The sequence below is a fragment of the Porphyromonas somerae genome, from assembly GCF_022845615.1.
Lineage (GTDB): Bacteria > Bacteroidota > Bacteroidia > Bacteroidales > Porphyromonadaceae > Porphyromonas_A > Porphyromonas_A somerae.
In genome coordinates this window covers 69,728-89,716 of sequence record NZ_AP025559.1, presented here as the reverse complement: position 1 = coordinate 89,716, position 19,989 = coordinate 69,728, and the positions used below count along the sequence as shown (strand labels likewise).

Sequence of the window (19,989 nt, the reverse complement as noted above, 5' to 3'; positions counted from 1 at the left end):
TTTCTCTGACAAAGATAGCAATAACTCTTTAATTTACACAAAAAACAGCCGTTAATTGTAGGGTAATTCACATTATCCCCCTATTTACACCCATTTTGTAGCCTTCATTCAGCAAAAGCATGGCGATAACCCTCCTTAATATTCCAGTAGCCACGAGTAAAGTCGGGGACCTCTACAGGGGCAGAATTGTGCTCTAGCGATATGGCCGATAGCGGGGAGATGGCACTCCACTCTGCCATATCATAAACGTCCATATCCAGTGGCAGTCCATGGCGAAGACAATATATTAGGCGATAATCCATAATAAAATCCATACCTCCATGACCACCTATCTCCTTTGCCATCTCCTCTAGCTCTTGGTGGATAGGGTGCTTATACTCCTGCATCATCGCATCCTGCACCTCCTTTGGCAACCAAGAGTGTGCCGTTAGGTTTTCTTGGTCAGGTATCGGATTGCTACTTACCGATTCCCCCTTAAGGGCGAGCAGAGGCATTGGGTATTTAGAGGCATACCCCTTAGTACCTGCGATATTATACTGGCGGCTATAAGGTCTAGGTGTAGCCACATCGTGGTGCATCTCAATAGTACGCCCCAGCTCCGTACGAATCAGAGTAAGCGTATGCTGTCCATTCTGAAAGTCACTCACCTCCTCGCCTCTATTTGCCTTGAGCCACTCCGGAATACTCTTTGGAGTAGCATCCATGGAGACGAGATAATTCATCTTATCCCCTCTATGTATATTGAGTATCTGGCAAGCAGGCCCCATACCGTGCGTAGGGTAGATATCGCCACGGTGAGTTTTATTGAAGGTCATTCGCCAATCCCCCTCGTAGGCATTCCAAAAGTCCTCCAGCTGGTGGATATACCCACCCTCAGCATAGACAATATCTCCGAGCAACCCCTTCTGAGCCATATTCAGCACCGTGAGCTCAAAGAAGTCGTAGACACAATTCTCCAGCATCATGCAGTGCTTACGCGTCCGCTCCGAAGTATCGATCAGTGCCCATATATCCTCTAGCGAATGGGCTGCAGGGACTTCTACCGCCACATGCTTTCCTTGCTCCATTGCATAGAGTGCCATCGGCACATGACTTTGCCAATTGGTTGCTATATATATAAGGTCTAGGTCATCTCGCTCCACCAGCTCACGCCAAGCATCATCGCTACCATAGTACTCGGCTGCCTTAGGCAGCTCATGCCTTGTGAGTATTTCATTGGCTTTCTCCACACGCTCTTGATGGAGGTCACAGAGAGCTACCACCTTGGCTCCTGGAATATAGCAGAAACGATCCACGGCATCTGGACCACGCATTCCAAGTCCAATAACTCCTATACGTACGGTATCCAGTGCAGGGACAAAAAAGCCCACCATATGCTCCTGCCCCTCAGCTCGTAGGGGCACTTCCGTCTTGATAAGTCCAGGAAATGCATCATTACTGCCTGAAGGTCTACACCCAAAGGTAGCGACTACCAAAAGCGGTAGCACAATTATAAACATCAGTTTCTTAGCCATAAGTAAGCGTATAAGTGATAAAATGCTATATTTGCCAAGATAGCAATAATAATCAATACTACGGAATTATAATGGTTCAAATGAATAAAGAAATAGAGATAGAAGTACAGGCGACTGGAGCTCAAAGAGTCTACCCAGTTGGCATCACTCCTATGGAGATATACGAAGCTGAAGGGCTAGAGCTACCCAATAGCCCCATGGGACTTCCCATGCTGGCACTGGTGGATAATAAGCCTACCCCACTTTCACACCCACTCCACCGCCCCTCCTTTGTTGACTTTGTAGGCTATGAGACACCCTACGGACGCCGCACCTACACTAGCACCGTGGCCCTAATCCTCTACAAAGCAGCGGAGGAGCTTGGCTACCCACGGGTAGTGGTAGAGCATGCCCTATCCAATGGCTACTATGGAGTAGTGGGAAGCCGTGAGACGCCCCCATCCCACGAGCTTTTGGAGTCCATCGCCAGCAGAATGAAGGAGATCATTGCCCAAGACCTTCCTATCAATACCACCTACCTACGTAGCGAAGAGGCCATCGCTTACTTTATAAGGAAGGGCCGACCAACCACCGCCCAACTCATTGAGTCGCATTGTACCCACTTTGCTAGATTAGAGGAGCTCGATGGCTATATTGACTACATATTCGAACCTGTATTGCCCTCCACAGGTATGGTGTGGGGCTTCGGTCTCGAAAAATATCGCGATGGTTTCCTACTACGTATGCCCGACCACCTAGCCCCTGAAAAGCTATACGACAAGGTACGCCAGCCTAAGCAATTTGGCGTATTCAAAGATCACCTCTCCCTCCTCAAGTTGATTGGCGTAGAGGATGTGGCACCGCTCAATGAACTGATTCGCCAAGGCAAAGCGAGCCAAGTGATCTCCCTTTCCGAGGCACTTCAAGAAAAGGAAATTGCCTCCATCGCCTCCGAGATAGCAGAGCGGTACGAAAAGGGCGTGCGCGTAGTACTACTCTCAGGACCCTCCTCATCGGGCAAAACCACCACGAGCAAGCGCCTCTCTACTCAGCTCATTGCCAACCTCACATGGCCCTATGCCATCTCGCTCGACGACTACTATATTAATAGAGTCGATACCCCACTAGACGAAGAGGGCAAGTACGACTACGAAAGCCTTTACGCTATAGACCTCCCCAAGCTGAGAGAAGATGTAGCCCTCCTGATGGCGGGTGAAAAGGTACATATCCCCACCTATAACTTCGTTAAGGGCGAGCGCGAATATTTGCCAGGCAAAGAGATGAAGCTAGACAATCACGGTGTCTTAATCATGGAGGGAATCCACGCACTCAATCCTGAGCTACTCCGAGGAATCCCTGAGGAAGCCATCTATCGTGTCTATGTCTCCGCCCTTTCTCCCCTCTCCATTGACGACCACAACTGGATCTCCACCAGCGATAATCGACTTATCCGCAGAATGGTTCGTGATATGAAGTTTAGAGGCACCTCCGCCGAAGAAACCATCCTACGGTGGCAAGAGGTACGCCGAGGTGAGGAGCAGTGGATATTCCCTTACCAGGAGAATGCCGATGTGATGTTTAATAGTGGCTTTCTGTACGAGATGCCGGCTCTCAAAGAGCAAGCGGTATCGGCACTTCGCCAAGTATGTGAAAAGAGTCCCGCCTACCCTACCGCCAGTCGCCTTCTCACCTTCCTAGATCTCTTCGAGTCGCTCCCTATGGAGTCCACACCCCGCAACTCTCTTCTCCGAGAGTTCCTCGGTGGTAGCACCTATGGTGACTAAGCGACTTTTTCAGAGGCTATAAACAGGGGTTACACATTAGGAAAGCCTTACCGTAGGGCATTCATAGGTGTGTCTATAGGTGAGGACCCCGGCTGAGGGGTCCGTGTTAAATAGGCACAGGTCGAGGCACGTAGTGCCGAAGACCTGTGTTTAACGACATGCAAAACACCCTTACGACCCCGGCTGAGGGGTCGCACAACCTTACCTAGGTCTGACCCCTCAGCCGGGGTCATAGGGGGTGAGGAATATGCTCTTATACACAGGTCGTTCGGGGCTAACACCCCTCCGACCTGTGCCTATTTAAGAGGGACCTCTGCCGAGGTCCTTTCTCGTAGACAACACGCTAAAGATCATACGATAAGGCCTTTCTAATGCGTAAGCTCTGGGAGTGTAAAAAGGAAAGCCCAAGTAGACAAAAGTTGAGTTGCAACTAAGCAATTGCCGAGATGCAACTAAGCAAACAGCGAGTTGCAACAAAGCAAATGCTTAGTTGCAACTCAACTTTTGCTCTACTAACTAGAGAATATTGCACGCACGATAAAAATAGAGACTGTCGCACGAAGCAGATCGCTCACGTGCAACAGTCTCACAATTTGATTTATTGTTTAAAGTCACTGAGATACATTATACACCCTTTGACGAAGGAGCAAAATATCATCGGTATTAGGCTCCTCACCATTGGTCATTAAGTGCATTGGGAACCAATTGTCGGTGGCTCTGTAAGGGGGTTGCTCATAAGGGATTTGATCCCAAAGGTGGAAGTTGAAGCGCTTGTAGAAGTCTATCCTACGAGTAGCAATTTCATTTTCAGGCAGCTCCACCTCAAAGATCACCTTACGCGCACCAATAAGGTCAATCATCTGAGTAAGGGCTATGGTTCCAAGGCCTCCTCCACGGAGATTGGCATCCATCGCCAGATACTCGATATATACAGTCGTCCCAAAGTCCCAGTAAACAAACATCCCCACCACCTCCTTATCAAGGCATATTGCATACATATTGTAGCACTCATTGTGCTCCAATTGCCACTCAATACTCTCTATCTCTCTACGCTCCTCTTGAGGAAAGGCCGAAATATAAATATCAATCACCCGCTGTAGTTTACTATCATTGGGACTTACTTTTTCAAAGTTCATCATAACCTTCCAAAATCATTCAGATAATAGTACCCCCTTCTTAGCATAATAACGGCAAAAGGGAGCCAAACCACACTTTCCGCACTTAGGGGCACGAGCGAGGCAAGTGTACCGACCGTGTAGTATCAGCCAATGGTGCGAAATAGCTCGCTGTTCCTCAGGTATATGACGCACGAGTACCGTCTCTACCTTTAGTGGCGTATTGGCCGTCTGTGGTGCCAGTCCTATCCGCCTAGCCACGCGGTAGACATGCGTATCCACTGCAATACGAGGCTGATCAAAGAGCACACTCAGCACCACATTGGCCGTTTTCCGCCCCACCCCAGGTAGCTTCACTAGCTCCTTCGGGTCGTCGGGAATCACTCCGCCAAACTCTTCCGTAAGCATACGGGCAAGTCCAGCGAGGTGCTTCGCCTTGCTATTGGGGTAAGAGCAAGAGCGGATATAGCGGAAAATATCCTCCTCCGTTGCCAGCGCCATCGCCTCTGGTGTGGGATACGCCTCAAAGAGAGCGGGAGTCACTTGATTCACCCGCTTATCTGTACACTGAGCCGAGAGCACCACCGCCACCAACAATTCAAAAGGGGTACGGTAGTTCAGCTCCGTCTCAGCCACAGGCATATTTTTCTCAAACCATTGGAGTACGCCCTGATACCGCTCAGCAAGTTTCATCGTGCACTCTCAAACTGCTCCAAGAAGCGGAGGTCATTCTCCGAGAATAGTCGTAGGTCACTCACACTGTACTTCAGGTTGGCGATACGCTCCAGCCCCATACCGAGTGCGTAGCCCGAGTACTTGGTGCTATCAATGCCACACGACTCTAGCACGGCACTATCCACCATTCCACAGCCCAGGATCTCTACCCAGCCAGAGCCCTTACAGAGGTTACACCCTTTACCGCCACAGATGTTACATGAGATATCCATCTCGGCACTAGGCTCGGTAAAGGGGAAGTAGCTAGGACGCAAACGGATCTTGGTCTCCTCGCCAAACATCTCTCTAGCAAAGTGCATCAGCACCTGGCGGAGGTCGGCAAAGCTCACCTTCTCTGCCACATATAGGGCCTCAATCTGGTGGAAGAAGCAGTGAGCTCGAGCAGAGATCGCCTCATTACGATAAACTCTTCCAGGGCAGATGATACGGATAGGAGGCTCGGTCTGCTCCATCACACGGCTCTGCACCGACGAGGTGTGCGTCCTGAGCAAAATTTCAGGGTGGTGAGAGATAAAAAAGGTATCCTGCATATCCCTAGCTGGGTGATCCTCAGGGAAGTTGAGGCTCTCAAACACGTGCCAATCATCCTCTATCTCTGGTCCCTCAGCCACATTAAAGCCCAAGCGACTAAAGATATCAATAATCTGCTCCTTCACTAGGCTCAGAGGGTGGCGCGTACCGAGTGGCAATGGGTAGGCAGTACGAGAGAGGTCTATACTCTGTAGCTCCTCGCTATGCTTAGAGGCCTCTATCGCGGCCTTAAATCCCTCAATCTGGCTAGTCACCTTGGTCTTCAGCTCATTAAGTGCCTTGCCTATCTCCCGCTTCTCCTCAGCAGGTACGCTCTTGAAGTCGGCCATCAACTGATTGATCAGCCCCTTCTTGCTCAGATACTTGAGGCGAAGCGCCTCCAGCTCCTCTTCTGTCTTAGGAGCTACCAACTGCTTTACCTCCTCCAGGAGGTTCTGAATCTTATCCTTCATATCTTTATTCATTTACTATATTTCTATTTCTATTCACCACTGGCAATAGTGCCATGGATAGCAAGCCTACGAATCCCGTCCATAGGATCGCCTGGCAAGTGTGTACTATCAGTGCAAAGCTCTGCGCATCGGCACTCTCCACACCATAAGCCATCAGCGTATATATCACCATAAAGTGCCAGCCACCCATGCCCCCTTGCGTAGGAACCAACACCCCCACACTCGCCATCACAAAGCTCAGCAAACCAGCAGAAAAACCTAGCCCTTGGGTAAAGCTAAAAGCCCAAAAGCAGATATAAAACTGCAAGAAGTAGCCGGCCCAAATCCCCACAGTGTAGAGATAAAAGTGTCCCTTGTGCGACATCGTCTGTAGCGTTCGCAACCCCTCTATCACGCTTTTGACCAAATGTCGACCTCGCTCACTCCGCTTTACCCACAGCACAAGAGCCACCAGCGAGCCAATCAAAATTGCTATCACCAGATAGAACCAAGGCGAGGTAACCACTTGCCCCCACCACGCAACGATTTTGGGATTGGCAGTTATGAACTCACTAAAGAAAGGAGCGTTGACCAACAATCCTAGTAGCACCAATACCACCAAAACAATCACATCAAAGATGCGATCCACAAAGAGGGTTCCTAAGAGTCGGCCAAAGCCGATCCCTGAGTAGTGCGACATGGTAGCCACTCTCCAAACTTCCCCCACACGTGGCAGGGCCAAGCTGACGCCATAATTGCCATGAGTGGTGAGAATCGAATTGATACAGCTCACCTCGGGATCGAGTGTGCGATTGAGGAGCTGCCAGCGCAACCCCCTAATGGTATTGCCTAGTGTACCGAAGAGACAGCCAAGGAAGATGACACCAAAGCGAGCATCACTCCTCAGTGTTGAGAGCAATGCTTGCATATCCATATGGCGATAAAGCAACCACAGGATCAGCAGTCCGAATGCTAGTGGCAGGACTACTTTGAGTATTCGCTTAAGTCTCCTATTCATCTTCAATGCCTCATCTCCTCATCTGTTTTTGGTATCTTTGCACAAATAGGTAGATACGACTTGGCAAAGTTACCATTTCTACCTCAATAAATAGAATATTCAGAGATGCAAAAGGTACGGGCTAAGAAATCATTGGGTCAGCACTTCCTCCACAATCTTGAGATTGCGGAGCGAATTGCCGATACCCTTGTGCAGTACAATCTGCCCATATTAGAGGTAGGTCCAGGGATGGGAGTGCTCACTCAGTACCTCACCACCAAGTACCCAGCCACTAAGGTGGTAGAGATAGATACCGAGTCAATCGCCTACCTACGTGTAGCCTTTCCCTCACTCATCCCCCATATCATTGAGGCCGACTTCCTCACTCTACCCCTTGATACGGTCTATGATGGTGCCCCCTTTCTGCTCATTGGTAACTACCCCTACAACATTAGCAGCCAGATCTTCTTCCATATGCTTGAATACAGAGAGCTCATCCCAGCGGCAGCGGGCATGCTCCAAAAGGAGGTGGCAGCACGGCTAGCCAGTGGACCGGGGAGCAAGGAGTACGGCATTCTGAGCGTCCTACTACAAGCATGGTACGATGTAGAGTACCTATTTAGCGTTGCCCCAGGTAATTTCAACCCACCTCCCAAGGTACAGAGTGGAGTGATCCGAATGACCCGCAACCAGCGTACCGAGCTAGGGTGCGACGAGAGATTATTCAAGCAGGTGGTGAAAACGGCATTTAACCAGCGACGTAAGATGCTACGCAATTCACTTAAACCCCTACTCAGTGAGCAGCAACTGCCCGAGTCGCACCCTATTCTCCAGAAGAGACCAGAACAACTAGCGGTAGATGACTTCATCACCCTCACCAACGATATAGCACAACTACTCCAATGATAGAGATGGATAAGAAAGAGGAGCAGCAAATCCTCGACCTCATTGCCAATAGAGACGAGCAGCAGTTAAAAGATCTGGTAACTCAGATGTACCCTGCCGATATTGCAGAGCTACTTGAGGAGCTACCGGCAGAGGATACCCTATTCCTTTACCGACAGCTTCCAGGGTCTCTTGCTGCTGATGCACTGATGGAGATGGATGAGGATGAGCGAAAAGAGGTGCTCAACCTCCTCTCCGATGAGGAGATCGCCGATACCTTCGTCACCCATATGGACACCGACGATGCGGCCGACTTACTTCAGGAGCTAGACGAAGATAAGCAGGAAGCGATTCTCTCGCACGTTGATGATATAGAGCAGGCGGGTGAGATTATCGACCTACTCCGCTACGAGCACGATACCGCCGGTGGTATCATGCGTAAGGAGATGATGGTGGTCAATGAAAATTGGTCTATGCCTCAGTGCATGGAGGAGCTCCGCAAGCAAGCCTCGGAGATGGACGAGGTCTACTACATCTATGTAGTGGATGATGAGGAGCGGCTACAAGGCATCCTCCCTATCAAGAAGGTACTTACCAGCCCCAATGTCTCTAAGATCAAGCATATTATCGTGCACGACCCTGTGATGCTACACGAAAACGACACTACCGAAGAGGTGGTACACGCCTTTGAGCGGTACGACTTAGTGGCGATCCCAGTAGTTGATAGCATCGGTCGCTTGGTAGGAGTGATTACCGTGGACGACGTAGTCGATGAGATGCGCGACTTGCATGAAAAGGATTACCAGTTGGCATCCGGTCTTTCACAAGATGTAGAGAGCTCCGATACCGTTACCCGGCAGATAGGAGCCCGCCTCCCTTGGCTGATGCTTGGCATGGTTGGTGGAGTGCTGAATAGTATGATCCTCGGCAATTACGATACCGTCTTTGCCTCCGTGCCCGCCGTCTCTCTCTTTATTCCACTAATGGGTGGTACGGGGGGTAACGTGGGGATGCAGTCCTCCGCTATCATCGTGCAGGACCTTGCCGCAGGGTCACTCAAGACGGAAAGGATCGGCAAACTTCTCTCCAAGGAGCTCGCTATCGCAATTATGAATGGTGGCATCCTCAGCTTTATCCTCTTCATCTACAATTACTTTTTCCTCAAGAATATTGTGGTGATGGCCTCCGTCTCAATCAGCATCTTTGTGGTGGTGCTTTTTGCCAATCTCTTTGGCACGGTCGTGCCTCTCGGGCTTAATAAACTCAAGATGGACCCTGCCCGTGCGACTGGTCCTTTCATCACGATTATGAACGACCTGATCGGTATGTTTATTTATATGAATATCACCAACGCCCTATTCTCCTACTTTGGAGGTATGTAAATGAAGCGACTATATCTACTCCTACTGCTCCTACCACTACTCCTCTTAGGGTGTAAAACACAGAAAGCACTCTCCAATAAAGAGTATACCCAGCAGGCCAATAGCCAGGTCTACCAACCTCAGAAGCGACAGTTTAGAGGTGCTTGGATCCCCAATGCGTGGCGGGGTGAGTTCCAAGGAAAAAGCACTCAATACATACAGGCAAAGCTGATAGAGCGGCTCGACCTCCTACAGCAGTTAGGAGCCAATGCCGTTATTTTCCAAGTGCGGTCGGAGGCCGATGCGTGGTTTTATAGCCCCTACGAGCCCTGGAGCCGTACCCTCACAGGCCAACAAGGCATAGCCCCACAGCCACTTTGGGATCCCCTCGCCTTTATGGTGGCGGAGTGCCACAAGCGGGGAATGGAGCTACACGCCTGGATCAATCCCTACCGAGCTGCCACCAACATCAGTAATACCCTAGCCCCTCAGCACCCCTACTACAGACACCCAGAGTGGTTTTTCCGCTACGGCCAACAGCTCTTTTTCAATCCCGCTCTTCCCGAGGTGATTCACTACCTCTCGCAAGTGGTCGATGACCTTGTAGAGCGGTACGATATTGATGCCATCCACCTCGACGACTACTTCTACCCCTATCCCATTGCTGGCGAAGTGCTCCCCGATAGAGCCGACTTTGAGCGAAACCCACGAGGCTTCAAAGCGATTGAGGAGTGGCGACGCGATAATGTCAATCAGCTCATACAAGAGCTACACCGGACCATAAAAGCCCGTAAACCCTATGTCCGCCTAGGCATCAGCCCCTTTGGCATCTACCGTAACCAAAGGAGTCACCCCTCCGGCAGCGAGACCTTTGGACTACAGAATTACGACGACCTCTATGCCGATATCCTACTATGGGACGCTATGGGTTGGGTCGATTACATTGTGCCACAAATCTACTGGGAGATCGGGCACAAGGCGGCCGAATATACTGAGCTAGCACGCTGGTGGAGCCAAAAGATACACCTCGCACACTATTATATAGGGCAAGACGTGAAGCGAAGCCTTGATGCCAACGACCTACACGCCAAGCTCAACATCTCCGCTCAGACGGCTCAGGGCGACATCCTTTGGCCAGCCGACGAATTATTTGCCAATTACAAGGGGATCAATAAGCAGCTGCTCAATACCTATTGGAAGCCCATAGCCCTCATACCCCCTACCCCTTATCCTGCCGACCTTAGGTTATTTGACGAACCAGAGCGAGACACCTCCCTCATCAAGCAACAAGGGCTCACCACTCTCTATTGGGAGCCTGATATGCCCTACCCCGCAGGCCTAGAGACCAAGTACTTTGTAGTCTATATGCACCCACGGGGCGAGAAACTACAGAAGGCGATCAGCGGTGAGCACTTACTTACTATCACCCAAGACCCCTTCTTTCAACTCCCCCACATCGACGGTCGACACAAAGTCGCCTTCACCATCACCCGCATCAATCGGTACAATCACGAGATCCTCATCGCCCACGGCATCAAAGCCAAAATCTAACCTTACTTCCCCCTTTCGTAGTCATAAATAGATAGCATACAAAAGAACTAGTGGTGCCTTTTTTATTAAATCACCGAAGGAAAGAGCTGCAGCATACCACCGAAAATAGAGTAACCGCGCCATTAGTTTAGATCCCCATTATTGTCTCTGTTCGTGTACAACGGTAAAAACACCCTTAGAGACATGATATACGGATACATCAGAGTCAGTAGCGACAAGCAAACAGTGGAGAACCAACGCTTTGAGATCAACAACTTCTGCGAGCGGCAACAGCTAACTATTGACGATTGGATCGAAGAGACCATCAGCGGCACTAAAAACTATACAAAGCGACAGCTGGGCACTCTCCTCAAGAAGGTGGACAAAGACGACATCATTATCTGCAGTGAGCTATCCCGCCTAGGGCGAAACCTATTTATGATTATGGAGATACTCAATATCTGCATGACGAAGGAGTGCCGCGTCTGGACCATCAAAGATAATTACCGATTGGGCGACGACATTCAGAGCAAAGTCCTCGCCTTTGCCTTCGGTCTCTCAGCCGAGATAGAGCGTAACCTCATCAGCCAACGCACCCGAGAAGCACTTGCCCGAAAGAAGGCGGAAGGCGTCATCTTAGGGCGTCCAAAAGGAAGCCGCACAGCACCCGAAAAGCATAAACTCTTTAAGAAGAAAAACCTGATTAGGGAGCTACTCAATGAGGGAATCTCCAAACGAAAGATAGCTAAAATCTGCAAGGTCGACCGCAATACCCTCTCCCGCTACATCAACGAACAGAAGCTGGCGGAACCCTAAAGAAAAGAGTAAAGCACTGTGGAATTTATAGGGTCTATTTTAATCAATCTCTAGATACAGCAACATGAATAAATCTATCACTATCAACATCTCAATTAAAGTTCCAGCAAAGTGTTCATATTTTCATCTTTATCTTGAAAACAGTAACAATACCAAGCAATACAACTGAAAACTATTGGAATATTTGGTCATTTAGAAAACATTAATTACATTTGGGGAAAATTAATGATGTGACACTCAAAGAAGAAAAACACAACATCTAAGCTTCAATATGAATAGACAAGGGAATAGACCATTTATTATAGGCACTTCTCAAAGCTAAATACAATCAGATTAAAGAGCTACAAGAGAGGACAATAAAACAGATAACTAGATAATAATAGGGTCACTACTACAATAGAACGACAAGACGCAAACAATAAAAATAACAATTAAAACTAATCAAGAGAAGACTATGAAAAGAAGATTTTGGTTATTAATCGCCCTTTGCACTTGCGTCATAGGAAGTGCACTTGGACAGACCATCACAGTGAAAGGTGTCGTAGTCGACGAAAACAACGACCCAGTGATTAGTGCAACTGTCCGTCTGAAAAACAACCCATCCGTTGGTGCTCTCACCAATCTCAATGGTGCCTTTGAACTTAAGGCAACTAAAGGGGAGCCCATTCTCTTCAGCTATGTAGGCTACCATAATCAAGAGGTGCCAGCAGCGGCTACTATGCGTGTCAAATTAGTTCCCGACAATGAAATTCTAGATGAAGTAGTGGTCACCGCTATGGGTATCTCGAGGCAGAAAAAGTCTATCGGCTACGCTGCACAGGAGATTAAAGCCGAAAAGCTACAGACCACTCGCCAGACCGATCTCAATAATGCCTTGGTTGGCAAGGTCTCTGGTGTGAGGTTTTTAGGTGGTTCAGGCTCCAAGTTCGATGCTGGTAGTGTAGTACTTCGTGGTACTTCATCTCTTACCTCTGCAGTGGGTAATGAGCCTATCTATGTAGTAGATGGAGTGATTACCAATGTCAACTCCGTCAATATGGACGATGTGGAGAGTGTCAATGTGCTCAAGGGGCCTGCTGCCACATCACTTTATGGCTCTAGAGGTGGCAATGGTGCTATCATCATCACCTCCAAGAAGGCTAAGGAAGGTCGTGCCATCTTTGAGATTAGCCACACCTTCACCGCTGAGGTTCCACTATCTCATGCTAAGATTCAAAAGGAGTATGGTGGTGGCTACTTAGGTGCCAGCGAGCCACTACCTACTTTTAAGTTTGATCCCGCCACAATGCCCGAGTCATTCAAGCAATTTGAAGGTCGTAGATACTATGACTACAATAATGACTCTAGCTGGGGGCCAAATTTTGATGGAAAGCCATATATGCCATTCTATGCTTGGGATCCTACCGACCCACGTTTTGGACAGGAGGCACCTTGGACCTTTGGAATGGATATCACCGAACTATATCGCACAGGTACCAATAATACCACAAACGTTTCATTTGCCAAGGCTGGTGAAGGGTACAATACTAGGATCTCCTTTACCAACGTCCAAAGAAATGGTGTGCAGTACAATTCAGATGCGAAGCGCCACTTCCTCTCCATTTATTCGGGATTCAACGTAAGTCCAAAGCTCACAGTATCTCTGGATTACAAGATGACCTACCGTATGAATCACAATGCAGCGATTGAGGGATTTGGGGAGTTCGGTGAATTCCTACAGTCTTACCTCCAATGGGGTAATACCAACGTAGATATCAATGCACTAAAGGACTACAAGCGCCCCGATGGCACCTTTAGGACTTGGAACATCAATAGTCCAACCGACTTATCACCAGCATTCCACTGGAATCCTTTTGCCCTTCAAAACGAAGTCAATAGGACATCAGAGTATCTTTGGAACGTCTTCAGTGGCAATGTAGAGTACACAATCATTGAAGGGCTAAAGATCGGAACCAATATCAATGGTAATATACGGAGCAGTGTCTACGAGCGTAAGATACCAGCGGGTCTAGGTACCACCGAGGAGTTTGTAACTCAGCAAACCTCCATCAAAGATATGCAGTATCAAGGCTTCCTCTCTTATAGCGATAGGTATTTCCAAGATCGCCTAACCCTAGATGCCATGCTATTTGGAGAGTATCAAACCTATGATTACAAATATGTAGGAGGCTTTACGAGAGATGGTATGTTCCTTAACCGCTTCTGGAATTTAAAAAGTTCAAATGGACTTCCTGGAGGTGAGAACGAACTTATCCAGCAAAAAAACCAAAGTGTATTTGGGACAGCGACCCTAGGGTGGGACGACACCTACTATCTCGACCTTAACCTCCGCAACGACTGGACCTCAACTCTTCACCCAGATTACAATAGTTACCTGTATGGTGGCGCCAGTGCATCCGTGATGCTCAGCAACCTGATCAAAGCACCTTGGCTCAACTTCTGGAAGCTAAGAGCTTCAGCAGCTCAAGTGGGTTCCACGATGAATAGCTACCTCATCAACCCTATTTACGTGGCAGAAACCAAGTACGACGGTCGTACCACTATGCGTACTTCTCGTAACCTATTAGACCCATCAATCAAGCCAACTATCTCTACCTCATACGAAATAGGTACAGAATTCAGAATGTTTGACAATCGATTCTGGGGTGATATCAATTTCTATAATCGTGACTCACGGAACCAAATCATCAATAAAAACGTTACTCCTGCTAGTGGCTATACCACCCGTAAGATCAATGCTGGACTTATCCGAAATAGAGGTATTGAGATCAGCCTAGGTGGCACTCCTGTAAAGACCAAAGATATCCAATGGGACGTCAACTTCAATATCGCTCGCAACGTCAATACTCTTGTTGAGCTAGAGGCCAATGACCGCGATGACGACTCCTATCAGATTTATTGGACCAAGTTTTACACCCCCATCTCCATCAATGCTATTGAAGGTCGTCCTATTGGTGTTATCAAGGGTAACGACTGGCAAAGAGATGAGAGTGGCAACCTTATTCTTCGTAAGCTAAAGAATGGTATGGTTGCTCCAATCCAAGATAAGGAAGATAAGGAGCTAGGTATCGCTCAGCCAAAGTTTACTGGAGGATTTAACACCTCCCTCAATCTATATGGTTTTGTCATCAGTGCAGCACTAGACTATGCTGTAGGTGGAAATATCGTCTCTTGGACCAACTATTGGGGTAAGGGCTCTGGTATACTTCAAGAGACTGCTGGACTCAATGACAAGGGCAACCCACTCCGCGATCCAGTTGACAAGGGTGGAGGTCTCCATCTCACTGGTGTAGATAAAAATGGTAAGCCAATGGATGGCTATATTGATGCACAGCTTTATTATCAAGATCTAAGTCCTATGACTTGGGCAGACGCTGTTTACGATGCCACCTACGTTAAACTTCGTGAGCTTTCAGTGGGCTACAACTTTGAAAGAAAGCTACTAGACAAGCTAGGTATTGGACTTACTGCAGCACGCATATCTTTCGTTGCTCAAAATCCATGGCTCATCTACTCTGCTACCCCTAATATTGACCCATCTGAAATCAGTGGCTCAACCTATGGTTATGTAGAGGGTGGTCAGTCCATCTCTACACGCTCCTATGGTTTCACAATAGGGCTTACATTCTAGATCTTTAGAGAAATAGGAATAATTTACTAGAAGAGACGACAAATATGAAAACTATAAAATACACACTATTCGCCACCTTGGCACTCATGCTACTTGGTGCTTGTGGTCACTTCGGCGATGTCAATATAGATCCAAATAACCCTAGTACTAGAGATACCCGCTATCTCTTCTCTAGAGCCATGCAAGGCGTCACCTTCCCAGTCTACACTTCGGCACCTGCACCTAGCGTCAATATGTACGACCCATTCTCTCAGCTCTATACCCACTATTTTGCTGAAGCAAAGAACGTGCAGTATACACAGTTTGGGATTAAGGACTTCAATATGACCTTCTACTACACCACCTTCCTAAAGAATCTCAAGAATATCCGAGAGATGAATCTAGATAAGGAGCTAGCCAATTCTGAGACCGTCCTCGGAATGGGAAGTAACAATATCCAGCTAGGTGTAGCTATGACCCTTGAAGCTTTTTACTACATGCATATGACCGATATTGTAGGTATGCTCTATCTTGATGAGGCACTGCTAGGAGACGAGGGTAACTTCACTCCCAAGTTTGACACCCAAGAGCATATCTATGAGGCCCTTGACAAAAAGCTCAACGAAGCCTATGCACTACTCTCACAGGGAGGCTCTATTGATGGATACTTTGATATCTTATATGGTGGCAATATTGACAATTGGAAGAAGCTTAATGCCTCTATCCGTATGATGATGGCAATTAAGCTATCCGACGTAGCTCCCGAGGTAGGTAAGGCTCGCTTTGCAAAAGCCTATGCCGATGGCGGTATCACCACCAATGATGCCAACCTATGCTACCAGTATACGCTGGAAAATGACAATATGAACCCCATCTACAGCAACTACTATGTCTCTAATCGTAAGGACTTCTATCCCTCTGCAACACTAGTAGATAAGTTTGTAGAGCTTAAGGATGCACGTGTCTACACGTATGCTGCTCCTACAGCTACCTATGAACTATTTGCAGTACCATTTGGTACCCCTAGAGCTGAGATAGGAGAATATACTGGTAAGGTGTGCGAGCTTCACCCATTTATCACAGCCAAAAACTCCAAAATTACCATCATCTCCGCCACTCGTATGCTTCTTATTGAAGCAGAGGCAGCTGTACGTGGTTGGATCACAGCTGATGCCGAGGCTCTTTATGATAAGGCCATTATCCTCTCTTATGACAATAAGCGGGTCAATGAAGCGGTAGACCTCCTTAAGGCTGAAAAGACTCCAGCTGGAATATCCGCCTTTGACAAGATGCAGGGAGAGTATCAACTGCTAGTAGATCCTAATGAGTACCTTGCACAAGATGCCATTAAGCTACAAGGCTCTCAGCAAGAAAAGATCAATAAGATTGCACTACAGAGATGGCTCTCAGGATTTAATGAGAATGGCATTGAAGCCTGGAGCGATTGGAGACGTCTCAATTATCCAAAGCTAGGTGTAGGGGAAGCAGGCAAGCTCAATGCTTCACATATCCCTTACCGCCGCTACTATTACCTCAACGACTATGAGGTGAATAGAGATAATTATGATGCAGCGATTAAGCTTCAAGGACCCGATAACTTTGATACCAGATTATGGTGGGACGTTGCAGATAACGACTAATACACAGCTAAAGGACAGTTCTAGCAACCATTTTCGTACCATTTCGATGACTGCTAGAGATTGTTAATTGTTTATTTATTAGCACCAGAGGCCACTCTATCGATAGGGATAGGGTGGCCTCGTTTGTAATGAATAATGAAGTGTGCAGAAGGTATAGGCATGAGAAGTAGCTACTACATCGCCCACGGCATCACAGCCACTCTATAACACTTATTTAAGGTATACCTACAATAATTCGAATTCTGACTGAATATTTCATTTATAGGTACAATAACTCAACCCCTAAGGCAGGGGTTACGCATTAGAAAGAGTCTTGTGAATGATTTTTAGCGGAGTGTTTATGAGTAAGGACCCCGGCTGAGGGGTCCATGTTAAATAGGCACAGGTCAAGGCACGTAGTGCCGAAGACCTGTGTATAACGATGTACAAAACACCCTTACGACCCCGGCTGAGGGGTCGGACAAACTTATCTAGGTCTGACCCCTCGGCCGGGGTCATGGAGGTGGGAAATGTGCTCTTATACACAGGTCGTTCGGGGCTAATGCCCCTCCGACCTGTGCCTATTTAACACGGACCTCTGCCGAGGTCCTTTCTCCATTATCCCTCAATGCGTAACCCCTGACTCCTAAGGGTAGTCACTTCATCAATTGCTGGCATTCAGATATTATTTCTCTTTTTGGGCAGCAATACGTTGCCACTGCTCCACGATAGTACCATCTCGATGTTTAATATAGAGGGTATTTTCATCTTCAGAGAAATGGTATTCGTACTCTCTTGTCCAATTGGATCTCTTGATGCCAGCACCCAACTCCAATACGTACAAGATATTGTCATTGGTGTAGAAATACTCTTTGAAAGGGCCTAGCTCTCCATTGTGATACTGCTTACGCTCACCCTTTGAAGTGTATTCAAAAACCAAGAGGTAGTTGTCCGTAGGGTCTTCACGTATAAACTTCCAAGAGCCGGTAAGTCGGCTATCTCGCTTTTGCGATAGTACGAAATCTCTTTCCGCAAGTTGGGATTTGCAAGAGCTGAACACAAGAACTACAGATAGAAGGCAAAACAAAAGGCCAAGTGCTCGAAAGGTAAGGGATTCTCTTTTCATCTCTTTTTGTATTGTAATGGATAGATAATGATTAATGATGGATTACTTGAAGAGCTTGGAGAAGAGCCCGCCACGCTTGGGTCGAGAGCCGTTCTGGTATCGCTCCATCATCTCACGGTGGGTATCGTCTATCTGAGCGGTAAATTGCGGGGTCATAGGGGTTTTGAAAGGAGTTTGCTCACGAATCATCTGGAGCATACTTGGCCAGTCGGGCAGCCCTCCAATAGAGCGGTCGTCGATAAATATATCGGCCTTCAGTTTGCGTGAGAAGTGGCGATCCTCGAGTGTCTCCTCGGGGAAGTTGCTATTGACCGAATAAAAGACCAACCCTCGCTCTTCGCACCATGCCAGCGCCTCCTCTAGGAGTTCTCGCTCACGGACAGTCCATAGGATCAGCCGATGCCCCTCTCTCAGGAGCTCCTTGAGCGCCTCTACAGCACCGGGTATCTCAGTGCCGATCTTTGGGTATTCATGCGTCACAATGGTGCCGTCAAAGTCTACGGCGATGGTATATCTGCGGTTGGTATTCATATCTCTATTATTGCCTCTAACGCCGACAAAGATACCCAATTCTCCCGACACAATTTATCTTGGCTCTACTCAGATTTGGCAGGTCAAACTCATTGGAGAATTAATAGAATTCCACCAACCGATAAACGAGTGGAGAGGAGAGGAAAAGTTTAGTTGCAACTAAGCCATTGGCGAGATGCAACTAAGCAATCGGTTAGTTGCAACTAAGCAAATACCGAGATGCAACTAAACTTTCGCCCTTATAAGACATTAGCTTTCAGCCTATTAGAAAAACTACTTTTGACACCCTATATTACTCCTATTTTGAGCCTATTTCACGAAGGGAAGCTGTTGTGCTGCTTTTGGAATTCGGAATCGGTACTAAGGGTTACGGCAGATAGGGAGAAAATAGTATATTTGCGTGATAAGTTGTCTAGATTCGCCCCACTAAATAGGGCTGGAATTGAGACTGAAGCATATAAATAGGTGGTAAGAAAACCATGAGTAATGATAATAAAATAAAACAGCCGGATCCAACAAGGGTAGAGAACCCTACCCCCGTGCAGGAGACCTACAGGGCGGGCAGCGAAGCCCCACTACTGGAGCTCTTGATGGAGAAGTCCAGCCGCAATCGCACAGCTGCGAAGCAATTGATTGCCTCGGGAAGGGTCTCTGTAGGGAAGTGGTCTACCACAAGAGCTACTGAGACGGTGGGAGCCGGCGTGGTAGTGCGTGTGCACCGTGGAGTGCCACCAATGCCTTTTCGACACCCCAAGCTAGAGATAGTATGGGAAAGTGAAGCGTATGTAGTTGCCTACAAAAAGCGGGGATTGCCTACGGTCAATACCGCACATAAAAACCGCCAACAGACGGCTCTATTTCTCCTCAGTCAGCACTACAAGAAGGGGGAAGAGGGGGCAAAGCTCTTTATGGTGAATCGATTGGATCGCAACACGGCTGGCTTTGTGGTCTTTGCGAGGAGTGTAGAGGCCAAGGAGCTTCTGGTGAAGGAGTGGAGCCGACGTGCCAAGCACCAACGCTTCATCGCCTGCATTGAGGGCGAGCTAAAGGAGAAGGTGCAGCTACTGAGTGCCACCTCCGAGGAGCGTAGTCTCTCAAAGCCCAAGCTGATCACCGCAGAGGTGCGGGTGGATAAGAGCAGTCGAAATGGGCAGATGCATATTGTACAGATAGATGTGGTGGGGGCACGAATCTTCTCCCTCCGCAAGCTATTTGGTGACAATGAGCTGAGCATCTTGGGCGATGTACGCTCACGTAGCCAGATTCGCACCGATCGAGAGATCGCTTTGGAGCAGATCGGTCTTGAGCTACTGATCCCTGGGGAGCAGCAGCCACGCCGATTTGAGCGTCCCTACCCCACCCACTACTTCTCTTGGCTAAGGCTGGATAAAGAGAAGCAACCAACAGGAAGAGACTATTAAAACC

Annotated in this window: 15 protein-coding genes; 8 read left to right on the top strand and 7 right to left on the bottom strand. The window is 48.1% G+C overall.

Going from position 1 to position 19,989, the window contains the following annotated elements; all coding sequences use genetic code 11:
- Nucleotides 1-104: 104 nt before the first annotated feature.
- The gene (locus MWL85_RS00335) at nucleotides 105-1,514 is read right to left on the bottom strand and encodes a Gfo/Idh/MocA family protein (RefSeq protein ID WP_394802105.1); all 1,410 of its coding nucleotides are present in this window, start codon (nucleotides 1,512-1,514) and stop codon (nucleotides 105-107) included.
- Nucleotides 1,515-1,594: 80 nt separating this feature from the next.
- Here MWL85_RS00335 and MWL85_RS00330 point away from each other — a divergent pair, with 80 nt between their 5' ends.
- Entirely contained in the window at nucleotides 1,595-3,277 is a 1,683-nt protein-coding gene (locus MWL85_RS00330; protein ID WP_244400870.1) for a nucleoside kinase, read from the top strand.
- 611 nt (nucleotides 3,278-3,888) lie between these two features.
- On the opposite strand, the gene MWL85_RS00325 is transcribed toward MWL85_RS00330, so the two are convergent.
- Genes MWL85_RS00325 through MWL85_RS00310 form a run of 4 tightly spaced genes read right to left on the bottom strand, consistent with a single transcriptional unit; the run spans nucleotide 3,889 to nucleotide 7,107 of the window.
- The gene (locus tag MWL85_RS00325) at nucleotides 3,889-4,416 is read right to left on the bottom strand and encodes a GNAT family N-acetyltransferase (RefSeq protein ID WP_244400868.1); all 528 of its coding nucleotides are present in this window, start codon (nucleotides 4,414-4,416) and stop codon (nucleotides 3,889-3,891) included.
- A 12-nt stretch (nucleotides 4,417-4,428) separates the two neighbouring features.
- Nucleotides 4,429-5,085, bottom strand: a complete 657-nt coding sequence (gene nth / locus MWL85_RS00320; RefSeq protein WP_244400866.1) for an endonuclease III — start codon at nucleotides 5,083-5,085, stop codon at nucleotides 4,429-4,431.
- On the bottom strand, nucleotides 5,082-6,110 hold the full coding sequence (gene pheS, locus MWL85_RS00315) for a phenylalanine--tRNA ligase subunit alpha (RefSeq protein WP_244400864.1): 1,029 nt from the start codon (nucleotides 6,108-6,110) through the stop codon (nucleotides 5,082-5,084). Before pheS ends, nth begins: the two co-directional genes overlap by 4 nt.
- A 4-nt stretch (nucleotides 6,111-6,114) precedes the next feature.
- Complete coding sequence (locus MWL85_RS00310; protein ID WP_244400863.1) at nucleotides 6,115-7,107, bottom strand: lysylphosphatidylglycerol synthase transmembrane domain-containing protein; 993 nt, start codon at nucleotides 7,105-7,107, stop codon at nucleotides 6,115-6,117.
- A gap of 105 nt (nucleotides 7,108-7,212) precedes the next feature.
- Between MWL85_RS00310 and rsmA the strand changes: the two genes are divergently transcribed.
- The 6 genes from rsmA to MWL85_RS00280 all read left to right on the top strand — a co-directional run bounded on the left by rsmA (nucleotide 7,213) and on the right by MWL85_RS00280 (nucleotide 16,928).
- Nucleotides 7,213-7,992, top strand: a complete 780-nt coding sequence (gene rsmA, locus MWL85_RS00305; RefSeq protein WP_244400861.1) for a 16S rRNA (adenine(1518)-N(6)/adenine(1519)-N(6))-dimethyltransferase RsmA — start codon at nucleotides 7,213-7,215, stop codon at nucleotides 7,990-7,992.
- Nucleotides 7,989-9,353 (top strand): magnesium transporter, encoded by a 1,365-nt coding sequence (mgtE, locus tag MWL85_RS00300; protein WP_244400859.1) that lies wholly within the window; start codon nucleotides 7,989-7,991, stop codon nucleotides 9,351-9,353. The genes rsmA and mgtE overlap by 4 nt, the downstream gene beginning before the upstream one ends.
- A complete protein-coding gene (locus MWL85_RS00295) occupies nucleotides 9,354-10,883 on the top strand; it encodes a glycoside hydrolase family 10-like protein (protein ID WP_244400857.1) in 1,530 nt (509 codons plus the stop codon). It abuts the gene before it with no gap.
- Between the two features lie 183 nt (nucleotides 10,884-11,066).
- Nucleotides 11,067-11,678: a master DNA invertase Mpi family serine-type recombinase gene (locus tag MWL85_RS00290; RefSeq protein WP_021903698.1), complete on the top strand. Its 612-nt coding sequence runs from the start codon at nucleotides 11,067-11,069 to the stop codon at nucleotides 11,676-11,678.
- Between the two features lie 454 nt (nucleotides 11,679-12,132).
- On the top strand, nucleotides 12,133-15,309 hold the full coding sequence (locus MWL85_RS00285) for a SusC/RagA family TonB-linked outer membrane protein (RefSeq protein ID WP_244400855.1): 3,177 nt from the start codon (nucleotides 12,133-12,135) through the stop codon (nucleotides 15,307-15,309).
- Between the two features lie 44 nt (nucleotides 15,310-15,353).
- A complete protein-coding gene (locus MWL85_RS00280) occupies nucleotides 15,354-16,928 on the top strand; it encodes a SusD/RagB family nutrient-binding outer membrane lipoprotein (RefSeq protein ID WP_244400854.1) in 1,575 nt (524 codons plus the stop codon).
- A 664-nt stretch (nucleotides 16,929-17,592) separates the two neighbouring features.
- Here the strand turns inward: MWL85_RS00280 and MWL85_RS00275 are convergent.
- On the bottom strand, nucleotides 17,593-18,033 hold the full coding sequence (locus MWL85_RS00275) for a hypothetical protein (RefSeq protein WP_244400852.1): 441 nt from the start codon (nucleotides 18,031-18,033) through the stop codon (nucleotides 17,593-17,595).
- Between the two features lie 42 nt (nucleotides 18,034-18,075).
- Entirely contained in the window at nucleotides 18,076-18,564 is a 489-nt protein-coding gene (locus tag MWL85_RS00270) for a BT0820 family HAD-type phosphatase (RefSeq protein ID WP_244400851.1), read from the bottom strand.
- A 479-nt stretch (nucleotides 18,565-19,043) separates the two neighbouring features.
- On the opposite strand from MWL85_RS00270, the gene MWL85_RS00265 reads away from it, so the two are divergent.
- Nucleotides 19,044-19,985, top strand: a complete 942-nt coding sequence (locus MWL85_RS00265) for a pseudouridine synthase (protein WP_244400849.1) — start codon at nucleotides 19,044-19,046, stop codon at nucleotides 19,983-19,985.
- Nucleotides 19,986-19,989: the final 4 nt, after the last annotated feature.